The organism is Ruegeria sp. C10 (genome assembly GCF_056537805.1).
Map to the genome: position 1 here is coordinate 371,612 of NZ_JBQFSC010000003.1, position 14,217 is coordinate 385,828.

At 58.9% G+C, this 14,217-nt stretch carries 14 protein-coding genes; 6 read left to right on the top strand and 8 right to left on the bottom strand.

The window, feature by feature from the left end:
• Positions 1-10 precede the first annotated feature (10 nt).
• The 3 genes from ACR0DE_RS15745 to cobU are packed head-to-tail and all read right to left on the bottom strand — an operon-like array spanning position 11 to position 2,050.
• Positions 11-895, bottom strand: coding sequence for a glutathione S-transferase (locus ACR0DE_RS15745; protein ID WP_480754162.1), 885 nt, complete (start codon positions 893-895; stop codon positions 11-13).
• 58 nt (positions 896-953) lie between these two features.
• Complete coding sequence (locus ACR0DE_RS15750; protein WP_480754164.1) at positions 954-1,532, bottom strand: histidine phosphatase family protein; 579 nt, start codon at positions 1,530-1,532, stop codon at positions 954-956.
• Positions 1,529-2,050 carry a bifunctional adenosylcobinamide kinase/adenosylcobinamide-phosphate guanylyltransferase gene (gene cobU / locus ACR0DE_RS15755; protein WP_170514161.1) on the bottom strand — a complete coding sequence of 174 codons (522 nt, stop codon included), beginning with the start codon at positions 2,048-2,050 and terminating at the stop codon, positions 1,529-1,531. The genes ACR0DE_RS15750 and cobU overlap by 4 nt, the downstream gene beginning before the upstream one ends.
• Positions 2,051-2,153: 103 nt before the next feature.
• On the opposite strand from cobU, the gene ACR0DE_RS15760 reads away from it, so the two are divergent.
• The 6 genes from ACR0DE_RS15760 to ACR0DE_RS15785 all read left to right on the top strand — a co-directional run bounded on the left by ACR0DE_RS15760 (position 2,154) and on the right by ACR0DE_RS15785 (position 8,729).
• On the top strand, positions 2,154-3,032 hold the full coding sequence (locus ACR0DE_RS15760) for an RNA polymerase factor sigma-32 (protein ID WP_170566354.1): 879 nt from the start codon (positions 2,154-2,156) through the stop codon (positions 3,030-3,032).
• A complete protein-coding gene (locus tag ACR0DE_RS15765) occupies positions 3,029-3,850 on the top strand; it encodes a ChaN family lipoprotein (RefSeq protein ID WP_170566356.1) in 822 nt (273 codons plus the stop codon). Before ACR0DE_RS15760 ends, ACR0DE_RS15765 begins: the two co-directional genes overlap by 4 nt.
• 63 nt (positions 3,851-3,913) lie before the next feature.
• Complete coding sequence (gene coaBC, locus ACR0DE_RS15770; RefSeq protein WP_170818615.1) at positions 3,914-5,110, top strand: bifunctional phosphopantothenoylcysteine decarboxylase/phosphopantothenate--cysteine ligase CoaBC; 1,197 nt, start codon at positions 3,914-3,916, stop codon at positions 5,108-5,110.
• A 26-nt stretch (positions 5,111-5,136) separates the two neighbouring features.
• Positions 5,137-5,592, top strand: a complete 456-nt coding sequence (dut, locus tag ACR0DE_RS15775) for a dUTP diphosphatase (protein WP_170423776.1) — start codon at positions 5,137-5,139, stop codon at positions 5,590-5,592.
• A complete protein-coding gene (locus ACR0DE_RS15780; RefSeq protein ID WP_480754166.1) occupies positions 5,592-6,638 on the top strand; it encodes a HesA/MoeB/ThiF family protein in 1,047 nt (348 codons plus the stop codon). Before dut ends, ACR0DE_RS15780 begins: the two co-directional genes overlap by 1 nt.
• A 75-nt stretch (positions 6,639-6,713) precedes the next feature.
• A complete protein-coding gene (locus ACR0DE_RS15785; protein WP_480754168.1) occupies positions 6,714-8,729 on the top strand; it encodes a M3 family metallopeptidase in 2,016 nt (671 codons plus the stop codon).
• On the opposite strand, the gene ACR0DE_RS15790 is transcribed toward ACR0DE_RS15785, so the two are convergent.
• The 5 genes from ACR0DE_RS15790 to mreC are packed head-to-tail and all read right to left on the bottom strand — an operon-like array spanning position 8,726 to position 14,182.
• The gene (locus tag ACR0DE_RS15790; protein ID WP_170423782.1) at positions 8,726-9,658 is read right to left on the bottom strand and encodes a 2-hydroxyacid dehydrogenase; all 933 of its coding nucleotides are present in this window, start codon (positions 9,656-9,658) and stop codon (positions 8,726-8,728) included. The genes ACR0DE_RS15785 and ACR0DE_RS15790 overlap by 4 nt on opposite strands.
• Before the next feature lie 10 nt (positions 9,659-9,668).
• A complete protein-coding gene (gene rodA, locus ACR0DE_RS15795) occupies positions 9,669-10,808 on the bottom strand; it encodes a rod shape-determining protein RodA (protein ID WP_170395892.1) in 1,140 nt (379 codons plus the stop codon).
• Entirely contained in the window at positions 10,805-12,754 is a 1,950-nt protein-coding gene (gene mrdA / locus ACR0DE_RS15800) for a penicillin-binding protein 2 (protein WP_170647095.1), read from the bottom strand. Before mrdA ends, rodA begins: the two co-directional genes overlap by 4 nt.
• Positions 12,751-13,287 (bottom strand): rod shape-determining protein MreD, encoded by a 537-nt coding sequence (locus ACR0DE_RS15805; RefSeq protein ID WP_480754171.1) that lies wholly within the window; start codon positions 13,285-13,287, stop codon positions 12,751-12,753. Before ACR0DE_RS15805 ends, mrdA begins: the two co-directional genes overlap by 4 nt.
• Positions 13,280-14,182: a rod shape-determining protein MreC gene (gene mreC, locus ACR0DE_RS15810; protein WP_170423788.1), complete on the bottom strand. Its 903-nt coding sequence runs from the start codon at positions 14,180-14,182 to the stop codon at positions 13,280-13,282. The genes ACR0DE_RS15805 and mreC overlap by 8 nt, the downstream gene beginning before the upstream one ends.
• Between the last annotated feature and the right edge of the window lie 35 nt (positions 14,183-14,217).

A 14,217-nucleotide genomic window follows, 5' to 3' on the forward strand; every position in this document is an offset into this window, starting at 1 on the left:
TGGCTGCAGTTTAAGAATCGTTAACGTCAGCAACCATCGCCGTAAATTTCGGCCACGCCTCAGGGTCGGCAATGGTCTTGTCTCGGCAAAACGGATTACAAAGGCCCCAAATCTTGCCATCGAGTTCCAGATAGTCTTGTACAGGCTTGCCGGAATAGGGGCAGGCTGTGTTGACCGAGGGGCCTGTGCTGACTGCCAATGCCCCTGAACCCCCGCCAATTGGCCAACTGTGTGCGGGAAGGTCTTGCGGATACGGGAAGGGCTCATACGCGACCGTCATGCCCATGGCGCGCCATTGCCGAACTGCGATATCAGAGAGCAGGTGCATGCAGTATGCACGATTGACCTCGGACACGGGCAGGCCATAGCCGACAATCCGCGCAGCGACCGGCGTGTAGAAAATATCAGCCAGAGAATAGGCACCAAACAGCGGGCCCGACGCGGCGCCAGAGACCTTCCGTGCATGGGCCCAGAGGGTTTCGATCCGCTGCAAATCAGTCATCGTTTCAGGTGAAGGTTTGAACCCTTCCCAGCAACGTTTCAACTGCATGGGGCATTGCCCCCGCAGCGCTGTGAAACCGGCAACCATTTCAGCACAAAGCCACCGGGCTGTGGCGCGCGCGGCGGGGTCTGACGGCCAAAGCCCTGCTTCGGGGTGGCGTTCGGCCAATGTCTCTGCCATCGCGAGGCTTTCGCCGACCACGGTTCCATCTGGTAGACGCAGCGCAGGAACAAGGCGCGCCGGGGCCAGTGGTTCCATATCCGCCGCCATTGTGCCGGAATAAAGGCCAATCATGTGGGTGCGGTATGGCAGGCCGAATTTCTCAAGCATCAGCCATCCGCGCATGGACCAGCTCGAGAACAACCGGTCACCGATAAAGAGATCATATGTCATGCGGCAACGATGTCGGACAGAGACGCGTCGGTAAATCAGAGATTTGTGCGCAACCTTATCACGGTCGGTGATTAATCCGACCTACAGTCCAACCATCGTTATGGCGCGTGATCTCGGTGACGGACAGGTTGTCGATGCGGTGACCAAACGCGTGTTGGGCGTCCACGTCCAGAGCGCGTTGGACCTGAGTCAGGATCACTCCGAAATGGGCGACCAGGACTAGGTCACATCCGGTATGGGCCGCGATCAGGGTGTCGACGATCCTATCGACACGCGCGCGGACCTCATTCCAGCTTTCCCCGTTTGGAGGCCTGACCTCGCCCGGATTATCCCAGTAGGCAAAGCAAAGCTCGGGGTCTTCCGCCTCGATCTCGGCGAAGGGGCGCATCTCCCAGTTGCCGAAATTAATTTCGCGCAGATCGCGGTGGTGCGGAAGGCGGAGTCGCGTGCCTTGAATGGCGCTGGCCGTATCGCTGGCGCGTGACAAGTCTGATGAGATTACGACGGCATTGGAAGGCAGATGCGCATCAAGCCGTGCAATCGCGGCCTTATCACTCAAGTCGGCAGGAAGGTCGGACCAGCCTACCATAGTTTTAGCATGGGTGGGGCCGTGCCGTACCAAATGCAGGCGCGTCATAGGGGTTGCCCTTTGAGAACCAGCGGCAGCCCGGCCGTAACCTGCACCACCCGATCTGCCTGCGCAGCCAAAGCGATGTTCAGCCGTCCCTGCGCCTCGCGGAATCGACGGGACAAGGCGTTGTCGGGGACGATCCCGTGGCCGACTTCGTTTGATACCACGACGATCTGGGCGGCACAGGTCTTCATCGCCTCAAGCAGCCCGGCCTGTGCTTCCTCTAGGTTATTCTCTGCCAGCAGGTGATTTGTCAGCCACATGGTTGCACAATCGATCAGGCAAATCTGATCATTTGTCAGCTTGGCGAGTTCCGGCAATAGATCAAATGGCGCTTCGATCGTCGTCCACCCGCTGCCGCGTTGTGCAATATGTTGCCTGATTTTTAGGCGCATCTCGTCATCAAACACTTGTGATGTCGCAAGGTAAACGCGACTTTTCCCAGTTGAAACAGCAAGTTGCTCCGCAAAAGCAGATTTTCCGGATGCAGCGCCGCCTAGGATAAAGGTTAAATCGGCATGCACTTTTATTACCTTTCTGGTGATCCACCCGGTTTTGTCCTGCGTATCGACCTCAAGTCGGCAAGGCAAGCCCGGCCCATCGCCTGTGATAAAAGGGGAGAATTGCATGGCACTCGACAACGCACATGATTTTTCGATGTCCCGTAAGGCAATGAAGGCTGAGTTGCTGGATGCCGAGACAGAACTGAAACTGGCCTATGCCTGGCGCGATGAACGCGATGAACAGGCGCTGCATCGCCTCATTACGGCTTACATGCGGCTGGCGATATCAATGGCGGCGAAATTCAAACGCTACGGCGCGCCGATGAATGATCTGATTCAGGAGGCGGGACTGGGCTTGATGAAAGCCGCCGACAAGTTCGATCCGGATCGGGGTGTGCGGTTTTCAACGTATGCAGTGTGGTGGATCAAGGCCAGCATTCAGGATTACGTGATGCGCAATTGGTCGATGGTGCGCACTGGTTCGACCTCTTCCCAGAAATCGCTTTTTTTCAATATGCGTCGGGTACAGGCGCGTCTGGAGCGCGAAGCCGCAACTGAGGGGCTGGAGCTGGATCGCCATCAGTTGCATCAGAAGATTGCCGCCGAAATCGGAGTCCCGCTGCGTGATGTCGAGATGATGGAAGGCCGTCTGGCAGGGTCCGATTTCTCGCTGAATGCGGTGCAGTCTGCAGATGAGGACGGGCGCGAGTGGATTGATGCGCTGGAAGATGACAGCGAACAAGCCGCCGAGGTAGTAGAGAACAGCCACGACAACCAGCAACTGCGCGAATGGCTGGTGGCGGCGATGCAAGCTTTGAACGATCGCGAGCGGTTTATCGTTCGCGAAAGAAAACTGCGTGAGCCTGCCCGGACGCTGGAAAGTCTTGGGAAAGAGCTTGGCCTGTCGAAAGAGCGTGTGCGCCAGCTCGAGGCGGCAGCATTCACAAAGATGCGCAAGAACCTTGAAGCGCAATCGCGCGAGGTGCAACACTTCTTCGCATGAAACCTCTTGCGATTCTTACAGCTTTTGTGTTGCTCGCCACTTTGCCTCAAACGGTTCGAGCTGCTGAATTTATCCCTCAGGACGTGTTGGCCGACATGCGGGCCGCGGATGTCGTCATTCTGGGCGAGATACATGACAACCCTCAGCATCATCTGGTCCAAGCCGAAGCAGTTGAGGCAATCACGCCCACGGCGGTTGTCTGGGAGATGGTGACCGAAGAAGGTGCTCAGCGGTTGGCTCAAAAAGCGGCAACCAATCCCGAGGAACTGTCCCGAATTCTGCGCTGGGCAGAATCCGGCTGGCCGCCTCTCAGAATGTACTACCCCATTTTTCAGGCCGCGGATGTGCCAGTGTATGGCGCGATGGTTCCGCGTGAAGCGGCCCGCGCTGCTATGGAACGCGGGGCGGCCACAGCGTTGGGGGCTGATGCGGCCAGATATGGATTGACTGTACCTCTGTCGGATGAAGATCAAGCCGCACGCGAGGCTGATCAACTGGCGGCACATTGCGACGCATTGCCCGCTGAAGTTCTACCGCAGATGGTAGCCATTCAACGTCTGAGGGACGCTGTGTTGACCCGAGCCATTCTGCGCGCCACCGACGAAACTGGTGGGCCTGTCGCGGTTATCACTGGCAATGGCCATGCCCGTAAGGATCGCGGAATTCCGACTTTTCTGTCGCGACTGCGCCCCGGTTTGAAGGTCTTTGTACTGGGACAATCCGAAGATGGGGTCGTGAGCGGGGATTTTGATGCTGTTATCGATAGCCCCACAGTCGAGCGAGAAGACCCCTGCAAAGCCTTTGAGATGCAGAATTAACTGCTGGAACTGCCCGCCAGCGTTGCCTAATGTCAGGGCCGACCGGGAGGGGAAGGGCGAGCCATGCTGTCATCGAAACGTATTCTGCTGATCATCGGTGGTGGAATCGCGGCCTATAAGTCGCTGGACCTGATCCGGCGGTTGCGGGAACGTGGTGCAGCGGTCACGCCGGTTTTGACCCGTGCTGCCGAAGAATTCGTAACTCCGTTATCCGTGTCTGCCCTGGCCGGTGAAAAGGTCTATCGAGATCTCTTTGATCTGACCGATGAAGCGGAGATGGGTCATATTCAGCTTTCCCGTTCGGCTGATCTGATCGTGGTTGCTCCGGCAACGGCCGATCTGATGGGTAAGATGGCAGGCGGGTTAGCTAATGATCTGGCCTCGACCCTTTTGATGGCGACCGATACGCCGGTTCTGTGTGCGCCTGCGATGAATGTCCGCATGTGGGAGCATCCCGCAACCCGGCGTAACCATGCGCAACTGGAAGCAGACGGCGTGCGTTTTGTCGGCCCGAACGAAGGCGATATGGCTTGCGGTGAATACGGTCCGGGCCGCATGTCGGAGCCACTTGAAATTGTCGCGGCGATCGAGGCGCAGTTCGGGGATGGGCCTTTGGCTGGCAAACGTATTCTGGTGACATCGGGTCCGACACATGAACCAATTGATCCGGTACGATACATCGCCAACCGATCATCGGGCGCTCAGGGAACAGCCGTTGCACGCGCGCTATCTGCGCTGGGGGCCGATGTTACATTTATCACGGGTCCGGCTGACGTGCCTCCTCCAGACGGCGTGAAGGTCGTGCGTGTAGAGACCGCGCTGCAAATGTCGGATGCGGTCGACGCAGCGCTTCCGGTGGATGCGGGGGTATTTGCAGCTGCAGTGGCCGATTGGCGGGTATCCAGTGCCTCGGACCGGAAGCTGAAGAAAAGCCGCGACGGGGTGCCCGCGCTAGAGTTTGCCGAGAATCCCGACATTTTGAAGCGCATCGCGCGAATGGGAAATGGCAGGCCCGTTTTGGTGGTGGGTTTTGCCGCCGAAACAGACAACGTGATCGAACATGCTACGGCCAAACGTGCCCGCAAGGGCTGTGACTGGATAGTTGCGAATGATGTCAGTCCCGCGACAGGTATCATGGGCGGTTCTGAGAATGCGGTGATTCTGATCTCAGAGCAAGGTGCCGAAGAATGGCCGCGTATGGGCAAGGATGATGTGGCAAAGCGGTTGGCAGCCAAGATCGCCGGCGCGTTGACCAGATAGCAGCCATAAAGACAAGAGGTACAGGTATGGTGGCAATTCGCGTGATCCGAGAGGAGGGGGCTGACCCGTTGGTGCCATTGCCTTCATACGAAACCGCGGGTGCTGCCGGGGCGGATGTGCGCGCCAATCTGCCGGATGGTGAGTCTGTTATTCTTGAACCGGGCCGTCGTGCGCTGATACCGACAGGCCTTAGGATCGAAATTCCGCAGGGGTTCGAGGTTCAGGTGCGTCCACGATCGGGCCTAGCCTTGAAACACGGGATCACCTTGCCCAACACTCCGGGTACAATCGACAGCGACTATCGCGGGCCGTTGGGCGTGATCGTGATGAATGCGGGTCAGGACCCCTTCGAGATTACGCATGGCGAACGTATCGCGCAACTGATCGTCGCACCGGTGGTGCAGGCCATGTTCCAGGACGTTGAGGCTCTGACCGAGACTGATCGCGGCGCGGGTGGCTTCGGCTCGACCGGGCGCGGCTGATGCTACTGGTTCTGATCCTTGCCACCGGGCTTTGGGGTGTCGGCTATATCGCCGGGGTGTCGCGCAGCGCGCGTCTGGTTTCCATTGGCGCGCTCCTGATAGGCGTGATTATTGCTCAACTTCTCCTGCCTGAGGGAAACCCGTTGCGTCAGGCGACCGGTGGGTCGGCAGCGATGTGGCTGATCCTCGCTGGAGCGGCTGTGCTGGTGCTGCTTTATGGGCGGGGTTTGAAGGCGTTGCGAAATCGCGCCGCGTCCGGCCAGACGTCGGAGCCCGCCAAGCCATCCGAACAGTTCAGCGAGACCGAGCTTGAACGCTATGCCCGCCACATCGTTCTGCGTGAACTGGGCGGTCCCGGCCAAAAGCGAATGAAACAGGCGCGCGTGCTGGTAATCGGTGCGGGGGGGCTCGGCGCGCCCGCCCTGCAATATTTGGCTGCCGCCGGAGTGGGAACAATCGGCGTGATCGACGATGACGTGGTCGAGAACGCCAACCTACAGCGGCAGGTGATCCACCGCGACGCAGATATCGGCATGCCCAAAGTGTTCTCGGCCCAGCAGGCGATGGTGGCGCAGAATCCCAACGTGGTCGTCTTGCCGTACCACCGTCGCCTGACCGAAGAGATTGCAGCAGATCTGTTTGCTGATTTTGATCTGATCCTCGACGGCACTGACAATTTCGACACCCGCTACCTTGCAAACCGTACGGCGGTTGCACTGGGAAAACCCCTGATATCTGGCGCGCTGTCGCAGTGGGAAGGGCAGCTCAGCGTCTTTGACCCTGCCACCACCGGCCCATGTTATCAGTGCATTTTCCCCGAAGCACCCGCCCCCGGCCTTGCGCCTTCTTGCGCCGAGGCTGGAGTAATCGGCCCACTGCCGGGTGTGGTCGGCTCGATGATGGCGGTTGAGGCGATCAAGGTGATCACCGGCGCCGGGCAGGCATTGCGAGGTGAGATGTTGATCTACGATGCGCTATACGGCGAAAGCCGCAAGATCACCCTAGCACGCCGCACCAATTGCCCGATTTGTGGGTCAGCACACTAACGCCGCCTCAAATTTTCGGGTAGCTCTGGATCATTTCGACGGACGGTCTTAGCTATGAGGTCAAAGGAGACCTCAATGACCAATCCGATCCTTTCTGACTGGAACACGCCCTTCGAAATCGCACCGTTTGACACAATCTCGGATGATGATTTTTCCCCTGCGCTGGATCAGGCGATGCACGCACATGATGCCGAGATTGAGGCGATAGCAGCGAGTCCGGACACGCCCACATTCGCCAATACGATCGAAGCGCTGGAGGCTGCAGGCGAGCAGTTGGATAAGGTTCTGTCGGTCTTTTTCACCGTTGCAGGTGCGGACAGCAACCCCAAGCGTGAAGAACTGCAACGCGAATTTTCGCCCAAGCTGGCGGCACACTACTCGCGCATCTCATCAAACAAAGCACTGTTTAAGCGCGTGGCGGATTTATGGGACCGGCGCGATAATCTAGACCTGACCGATGAACAGGCGCGCGTTTTGATGCTGTCTCATCGCGGGTTCATACGGGCGGGGGCGGCGTTGACCGGCGCCGACGATGCGAGAATGCAAGAGATCAAGGCCCGTTTGGCGTCTCTGGGCACGTCCTTCACGCAGAACTTGCTGGTGGATGAACGCGACTGGTTCATGGATTTGACCGAAGAAGACCTGCAAGGCTTGCCGGATTTTGTTATCGATGCAGCGCGCGCAGCGGGTCAGGAAAAGGGGGCGGATGGCCCGGTGGTGACCCTCTCTCGGTCGATTATCGTGCCCTTTCTGCAACTCTCGCCCCGCCGGGATTTGCGTGCAAAGGCTTATCGCGCGTGGACTGCACGGGGGGCAAATGGAGGTGAGACCGACAACCGCGAGATTGCGGCGGACATCCTGCGCCTGCGCGAAGAACGCGCCAAGCTGCTGGGGTATGCCAGCTTCGCCGCCTACAAGCTTGAGACCGAGATGGCCCGCACACCAGATCGCGTGCGAGAGCTGCTGCTGGATGTGTGGGAGCCCGCCAAATCCCGCGCCGACGCAGATGCCGAGGTGCTGACGGCAATGATGCAAGAGGATGGCGTAAATGGCCCGCTGGAGGCGTGGGATTGGCGCTACTATGCCGAGAAACGCCGCAAGGCCGAACATGATCTCGATGAAGCGGCGCTGAAGCCGTACCTGCAACTGGACCGGATGATCGAGGCGTCTTTCGCCTGCGCCACACGGCTGTTCGGGCTGGAGTTCGCGCCGCTTGATGTGCCGCTCTATCATCCCGATTGCCGTGCGTGGGAGGTGACCCGTGACGGGCAGCATATTGCGGTGTTCATCGGTGACTACTTTGCACGCGGATCGAAACGGTCGGGTGCATGGTGCAGCGCAATGCGCGGGCAGGCGAAATACCCGAAAGAACAGGCTCCGGTCGTGATCAACGTCTGTAACTTTGCCAAAGGTGAACCAGCGCTTTTGTCCTATGATGACGCCCGAACGTTGTTTCACGAGTTCGGCCATGCCCTGCACCAGATGCTGTCCAATGTGACCTATGAGAGTATCTCGGGCACCTCGGTGGCGCGTGATTTCGTTGAACTGCCCAGCCAGCTTTACGAACATTGGCTGGAAGTGCCCGAGGTATTGGCTGAGTTCGCCACTCATGCCGAAACGGGCGCACCGATGCCGCAGGAGATGTTGCAGAAGGTGCTACAGGCCGCCAATTTCGATCAGGGGTTCCAGACGGTGGAATATGTTGCCTCGGCCCTGGTCGATCTGGCGTTTCATGAGGGGGCTGCCCCCGCTGATCCGATGGAGAAACAGGCCGAGGTGCTGGCCGAAATCGGCATGCCTCGGGCCATTGGAATGCGCCACGCCACCCCGCATTTCGCCCATGTCTTTGCGGGCGACGGTTATAGCGCGGGTTACTACAGTTATATGTGGTCCGAAGTCATGGATGCCGACGCCTTTGCTGCCTTCGAAGAAGCAGACGGCGCGTTTGATCCCGAACGCGCCAAGGCACTGGAGGAACACATCCTGTCAACTGGCGGATCCCGCGAGGCGGAAGAGCTGTATCTGGCCTTCCGTGGACGTCTGCCTGGCGTCGAAGCCTTGCTCAAAGGCCGCGGGCTGATCGCGGCCTAGTACCCAAGCTTTCGGTCAACGAGGTGGAGAAAGGGTTCACCCGCTTCACCTCGGCGAATGTTCTCGCAGATCACCTGAGCTGCGGTAACAGGTCTGGTTTCCGAGGCTATATGTGGCGTCACCGTCACACTGGGATGTGCCCAATAGGGATGCTCGGTCGGCAGGGGTTCGGTGCGGAAGACATCCAGCGTGGCGTGCCCGACCTGCCCTGAATTCAGCGCGGCCAGCAGGGCCTCATCATCGATAAGCGGCCCGCGACCCGGATTGATGATCTTGGCCTCTTCCGGCAACAGCGCCAGTGTTTCGGCGTTGAGCGTGTTTTCGGTCGCCGGAGTATCTGGCAGCAGCAAAACCACTATCTCGGCCTGGGACAGTGCATCGCGCAGCCCGTTCTTACCATGCAGACAGGTCACGCCGGGAATAGTCTTGGCGGTACGGCTCCAACCGATGACATGGAAATTCAACGCTGCCAACGCGTGGGCCGATGCTTCACCCAATGCGCCCAAACCCAAGATGCAGACGGTGCGTTGCTGGGCCAGTGGTGGCGCATCAGGTGTCCAGACCCCATCCTGTAGCGTAATGTGTTGGTCCATCCCAAGGTGATAGCGCAGCACATGGCCCACCACCCATTCCGTCATGCCTTGCGTTAACCCCCCGTCAACCATACGCGCCAGCGGAACGGTCAAGGTTTCATTGCCCGAGATTTTCTCAACCCCCGCCCAGAGGCTCAGCACTGCCTTGAGCCGTGTGAAGGGGGTGAAATCCTGCACCCCTCCGTTCGGGGCGTAAACGATGTAGTCGACCTGATCTGCAGGGATGTCCGTGGCCAGATGAAAATCTAGCCCTGCGTCCGACAAGTATTGATGCATCAGAGCTTCATACTCAGGCCACAACTCAGGGCGCGCGGAAAACAGGACATTCACGGGCATGGAAAACCTTTCAGCGGGGACGATGTATATGGGCGCTTTGAACGATGCCAAAGGCGGCCATCAGGACCAGCATGGCCGAGCCGCCATAACTGACCATCGGCAGCGGTACTCCGACCACAGGGGCCAGCCCCATCACCATCGACATATTGACGGCAAAGAACAGGAAGAAATTCAGCGCGATCCCAAGTGTCACCAGAGACGAGAAACGATCCTTGGTCGACAGCGCCGTGACCATGCAGAAGATCAGGATCAGACCGTAAAGGATCAACAGTGTGATGCCGCCGACAAAGCCGAACTCTTCGGCCAAGGTGGTGAAGATGAAATCGGTGTGTTTTTCGGGCAGGAAGTTAAGACGTGATTGCGTTCCCTGCATGAAACCGCGCCCATTCCAGCCCCCCGAACCAAGAGCGATCTTGGATTGCGTGATGTGATATCCCGCTCCCAACGGATCGGTTGAAGGATCCAGAAACGTATCGATGCGTCGGAACTGGTAATCTTTGAGCAACTGCCATTCTGTCCCTCGGCTGTTGAACACCGCAGCTATCAGGCCAACCCCCGCTGCAATCACGGCAGCGAAATAGGCCCAATGCACCCCGGCAAGGAACATCAGACCACCACCAGCAGCCAATAACAGGATCGATGTGCCTAGGTCGGGCTGGCGCAGCACCATGAATGTCGGGATCAGAATCAAAATGACCGGGATAATCACCCAGAGCGGGCGCGACGTTTTGTGCGCCGGCAGCCAGTCGTAATAAGCGGCCAGCACCATCACCAACGCCACTTTCATTACTTCTGAGGGTTGCAGCCGCATGAAGCCCAGATCAATCCAGCGCTGCGCCCCCATGCCGATCGTTCCAAACAGTTCGACCACGATCAGTAGACCGATCGCGCCCAGATAGGCCACAACCGACATGTTCCGCCAGAACCAGATAGGCACAAGCGCGATGATAAACATGGCTGCCAAGCCCAGACCGAACCGTTCCATTTGCGGTTCCGCCCACGGCATCCAGGATCCACCCGCGACCGAGTAGAGCATTAGGAACCCCGCGCTTGCCACGCTGATCAGCAATAGGGTGAGCGGCCAGTTCATATAAAGGAACTTGCGAAACCCCGACGGCGTGGATTTGACGGCATATTCAAGATAGCTCATGCGCGGTCCTTCTCGTCAGGACGCGCTTTGGGGCGACGGTCACCCTCCAGCCGTTTCTGTTGTTCTTTGATGCGCTCTCGGTCTCCGGCCGGATACGCCTCGAGCGGTGGCGTGCCATCGTAGAGTGCCTGCAGCATGATATCGCGCGCCACTGGCGCCGCGGCTTTGGAGCCGCCGCCGCCGTGTTCCACCACCACAGCCACAGCGTATTTCGGATTGTCATAGGGGGCGAAGCTGACGAACAGGGCATGGTCTCGACGCTCCCATGGCAGGTCTTCGTTTCGGATCACACCTGCGGCGCGTTCTGCCTTGGTAATATTGCGCACCTGACTGGTGCCGGTTTTGCCTGCCATGCGGAACTCATCGGCGATGATGCGACTGCGATACGCGGTGCCACGCCTGTTATTCGAGACTGTGAACATGGCTTTGCGCACTTGCTCAAGGTTGTTGCGGTTCACCTGCAGCGGTTCACCCGCGCCCGAGGGCTGTTCAACCCCATTGATTGTTCGAACAAGGCGTGGTTGCACGGCGCGACCTGTCGCCAAACGCGCCGTCATCACGGCCAATTGAAGCGGTGAGGCAAGCATGAACCCCTGACCGATCGAAGCGTTTGCAGTATCACCCACCAGCCAGTCCTGTCCGTGAACCCGCTGCTTCCATTCCTGATTGGGGGCAAGCCCGGCAGCAACGGCAGACATCGGAATGTCATGTTTGATACCCAGTCCGAAGGTGCGTGCCATCTCGGAAATCCTGTCGATCCCGACACGTATTGCCACGTCGTAATAGTAGACGTCGCAACTGCGCTTCAGCGAAGTTTCAAGGTCGACCGTCCCGTGCCCGCCGCGTTTCCAGCAGTGAAAGCGGCGGCTGCCCACTTTCATGTGACCCGGACAGTACACCGTGCTGGAAGGGCTGATCACCCCGGCTTCGAGCGCAGCCATGGCTGTGATCATTTTGAAAGTCGATCCAGGAGGGTAGGTGCCCTGTACTGTCTTATTGGCAAGCGGGCGATACTTGTCCTGCGTCAGCATCTGGTAGTCCGCCACCGAGATCCCACGCACGAACAGGTTCGGATCGAAGCTGGGGGCCGAGCTGATGGCGCGGATGTCGCCGGTTTCGCAATCGATCACGACCGCAGCGGCGCTTTCCCCAGCCAATCGCGCCTGCGCGTATTGCTGCAGATTGGCGTCGACTGACAATTGCAAATCTGCCCCGGCTTCGCCGACCTGGCGGTCCAGCTCGCGCATCACCCGGCCTGTGGCGTTGACCTCAACCCGCTTGGCCCCGGCCTTGCCGCGCAAGGTGATCTCTTGCTTGGCTTCCAGCCCGACCTTGCCGATCTGGAACCGTGGGATGCGCAGTACCGGCTCGGGGTCTTCAATCTGGCTCAGATCATAGTCGCTGACCGGGCCGACATAGCCGACCACATGGGCGAAATCTTCATAGCGCGGATACTGGCGTGTCATGCCGACCTCGGGCGTGACACCAGGCAGTGCGGGGGCATTGACCGCGACTTTCGAGATATCCTCCCACGTTACTTGATCGGCCAGCGTGACCGGCAGAAACGGGGCCGATCGACGCATCTCGGTTTTGGCACGTTCGATCTCATCCTCGGTCAATGGGATCAGTTCCGAAAGCTTGGCGATAACCTTGTCGATATCGCCTGCATCCTCGCGCACGATGACGATGCGATAGGACTGAGAGTTTAATCCTATGATCTGCCCGTTCCGGTCATATATCCGGCCCCGGGTTGGTGGGATCAGACGGATGTTGATCCGGTTTTCTTCGGCCAGCAGACGGTATTCATCCGCTTGATCCACCTGCATGAACCGCATGCGGGCTGCCAGCCCCCCGATAAAGGCCGCTTGTAGCCCACCGAGGATCAAGGCGCGACGCGGCAAACGTTTGTAAGCAAGGCCCTTGGGCTTTGGTTTGCGCTGCTTCATGACCGCACCCGTGGCATCGTGCTGTCGGCAACAGATTTGCGCCTAACGCCAAACACAGTTTGGCTCATCAAAACCATCACAGGATAGATTGCGATTGTCAGAATAACTTGCACCACTACCGGTCCCAGAGTTGCCTGTTGCACCGAGAGGATAGCAAGAATGAGTCGATTGAGCACAAACACAACCGTGATCACGGCCCCGACGGTTGCCCATTCGCCCACAAACCCGCTGTCTTTCATGCCAGCTGCAGTGGAATGAAGATAGGCTGCACCCAGAACCACTAACGCAGCAAGCAACCCCGGTGGGCGTTGCAACAGCAAATCGGCCATGAACATGACCATGGCAATGATCAGGATCGGAATATATTCCGGCCGCCGCAGCACCCATGCGTAGGTAAGAGCGATCAGTAGGTCAGGAAAGGGCAGGCGATCAGGTTTTGTATCCAGCGGCAACAGGTGCAGAAACACCACAAATACCGCCAGCGCGACATAGAGACCGCGCTTGGCCCACAGATCTGAGACCGACCTATCCATCATTGACCTCGGATGGGGTCAAGGATGCTTCGGGTTGACGGGGGCCGACGATATCACCGGATTCCGTGATCGGTGGGGCCGACTGATAGCGTAGTACGCGCAGAAACTCGAGCCGCTCGAAATCTGCCGACAGCCGCACGCGCAACCTGCCACCGGGATCAACCGTGATTTGACCGATCAGCAAGCCACCGGGGAACACGCCACCATCGCCTGATGTAACGACCCGGTCGCCCGGTCGCACGAGTTCCCGGTTTTCCAGAAACTCCACTGCAGGGGCCGAAGTATTGTCACCTGCGATCAGCGCCGTCTGCCCCGAAGGCTGGATCGTCGCCGGGATCGCGCTTGAGGCATCGGTCATCAGGATCACGCGCGCGGTATCCGGGCCCACGCCCGAGATGCGCCCGACCACTCCGATCCCGTCCATCGTTGCCCAACCATCCACGATCCCGTCACGCTCGCCTACGTTCAACAGCACAGATTGCCTGAAGGGTGAGCCGCTATCCGCCATCACCACCCCGGTGACATAGGTCAGGCGCGGATCGAGCCGTACGTTGTTGAGATCCAGCAGGCGGGCGTTTTCCTGTTCCAGCTGCAGCGCGGCCTCTTTCCAGGCGCGCATCAGGCGCAGCTCGCTGCGCAATTCCTGGTTCTGCTCGCTGAGCCGCTGATAGCTTTGGAAATCACGAGACAAGTTCACCAGCGCAGTGACCGGAACCATTGCCCACTCCATCGAGGGGACAACCGTATCCACCACCTGCGCGCGGAACCGTTCGACGCGCGGGCTGTCGATGCGCCAGATCAGGAAGATACCCAGCAGGCACAGGACCACGATCCCCAGCAGCAGGCGGCGCAAAGGGGTCGTGTATTCATCGCGCTGTGATCGGTCCTTTGCCACAGGTTACCTTCCCGTGCTGCTCGTGCCCGAGTTCT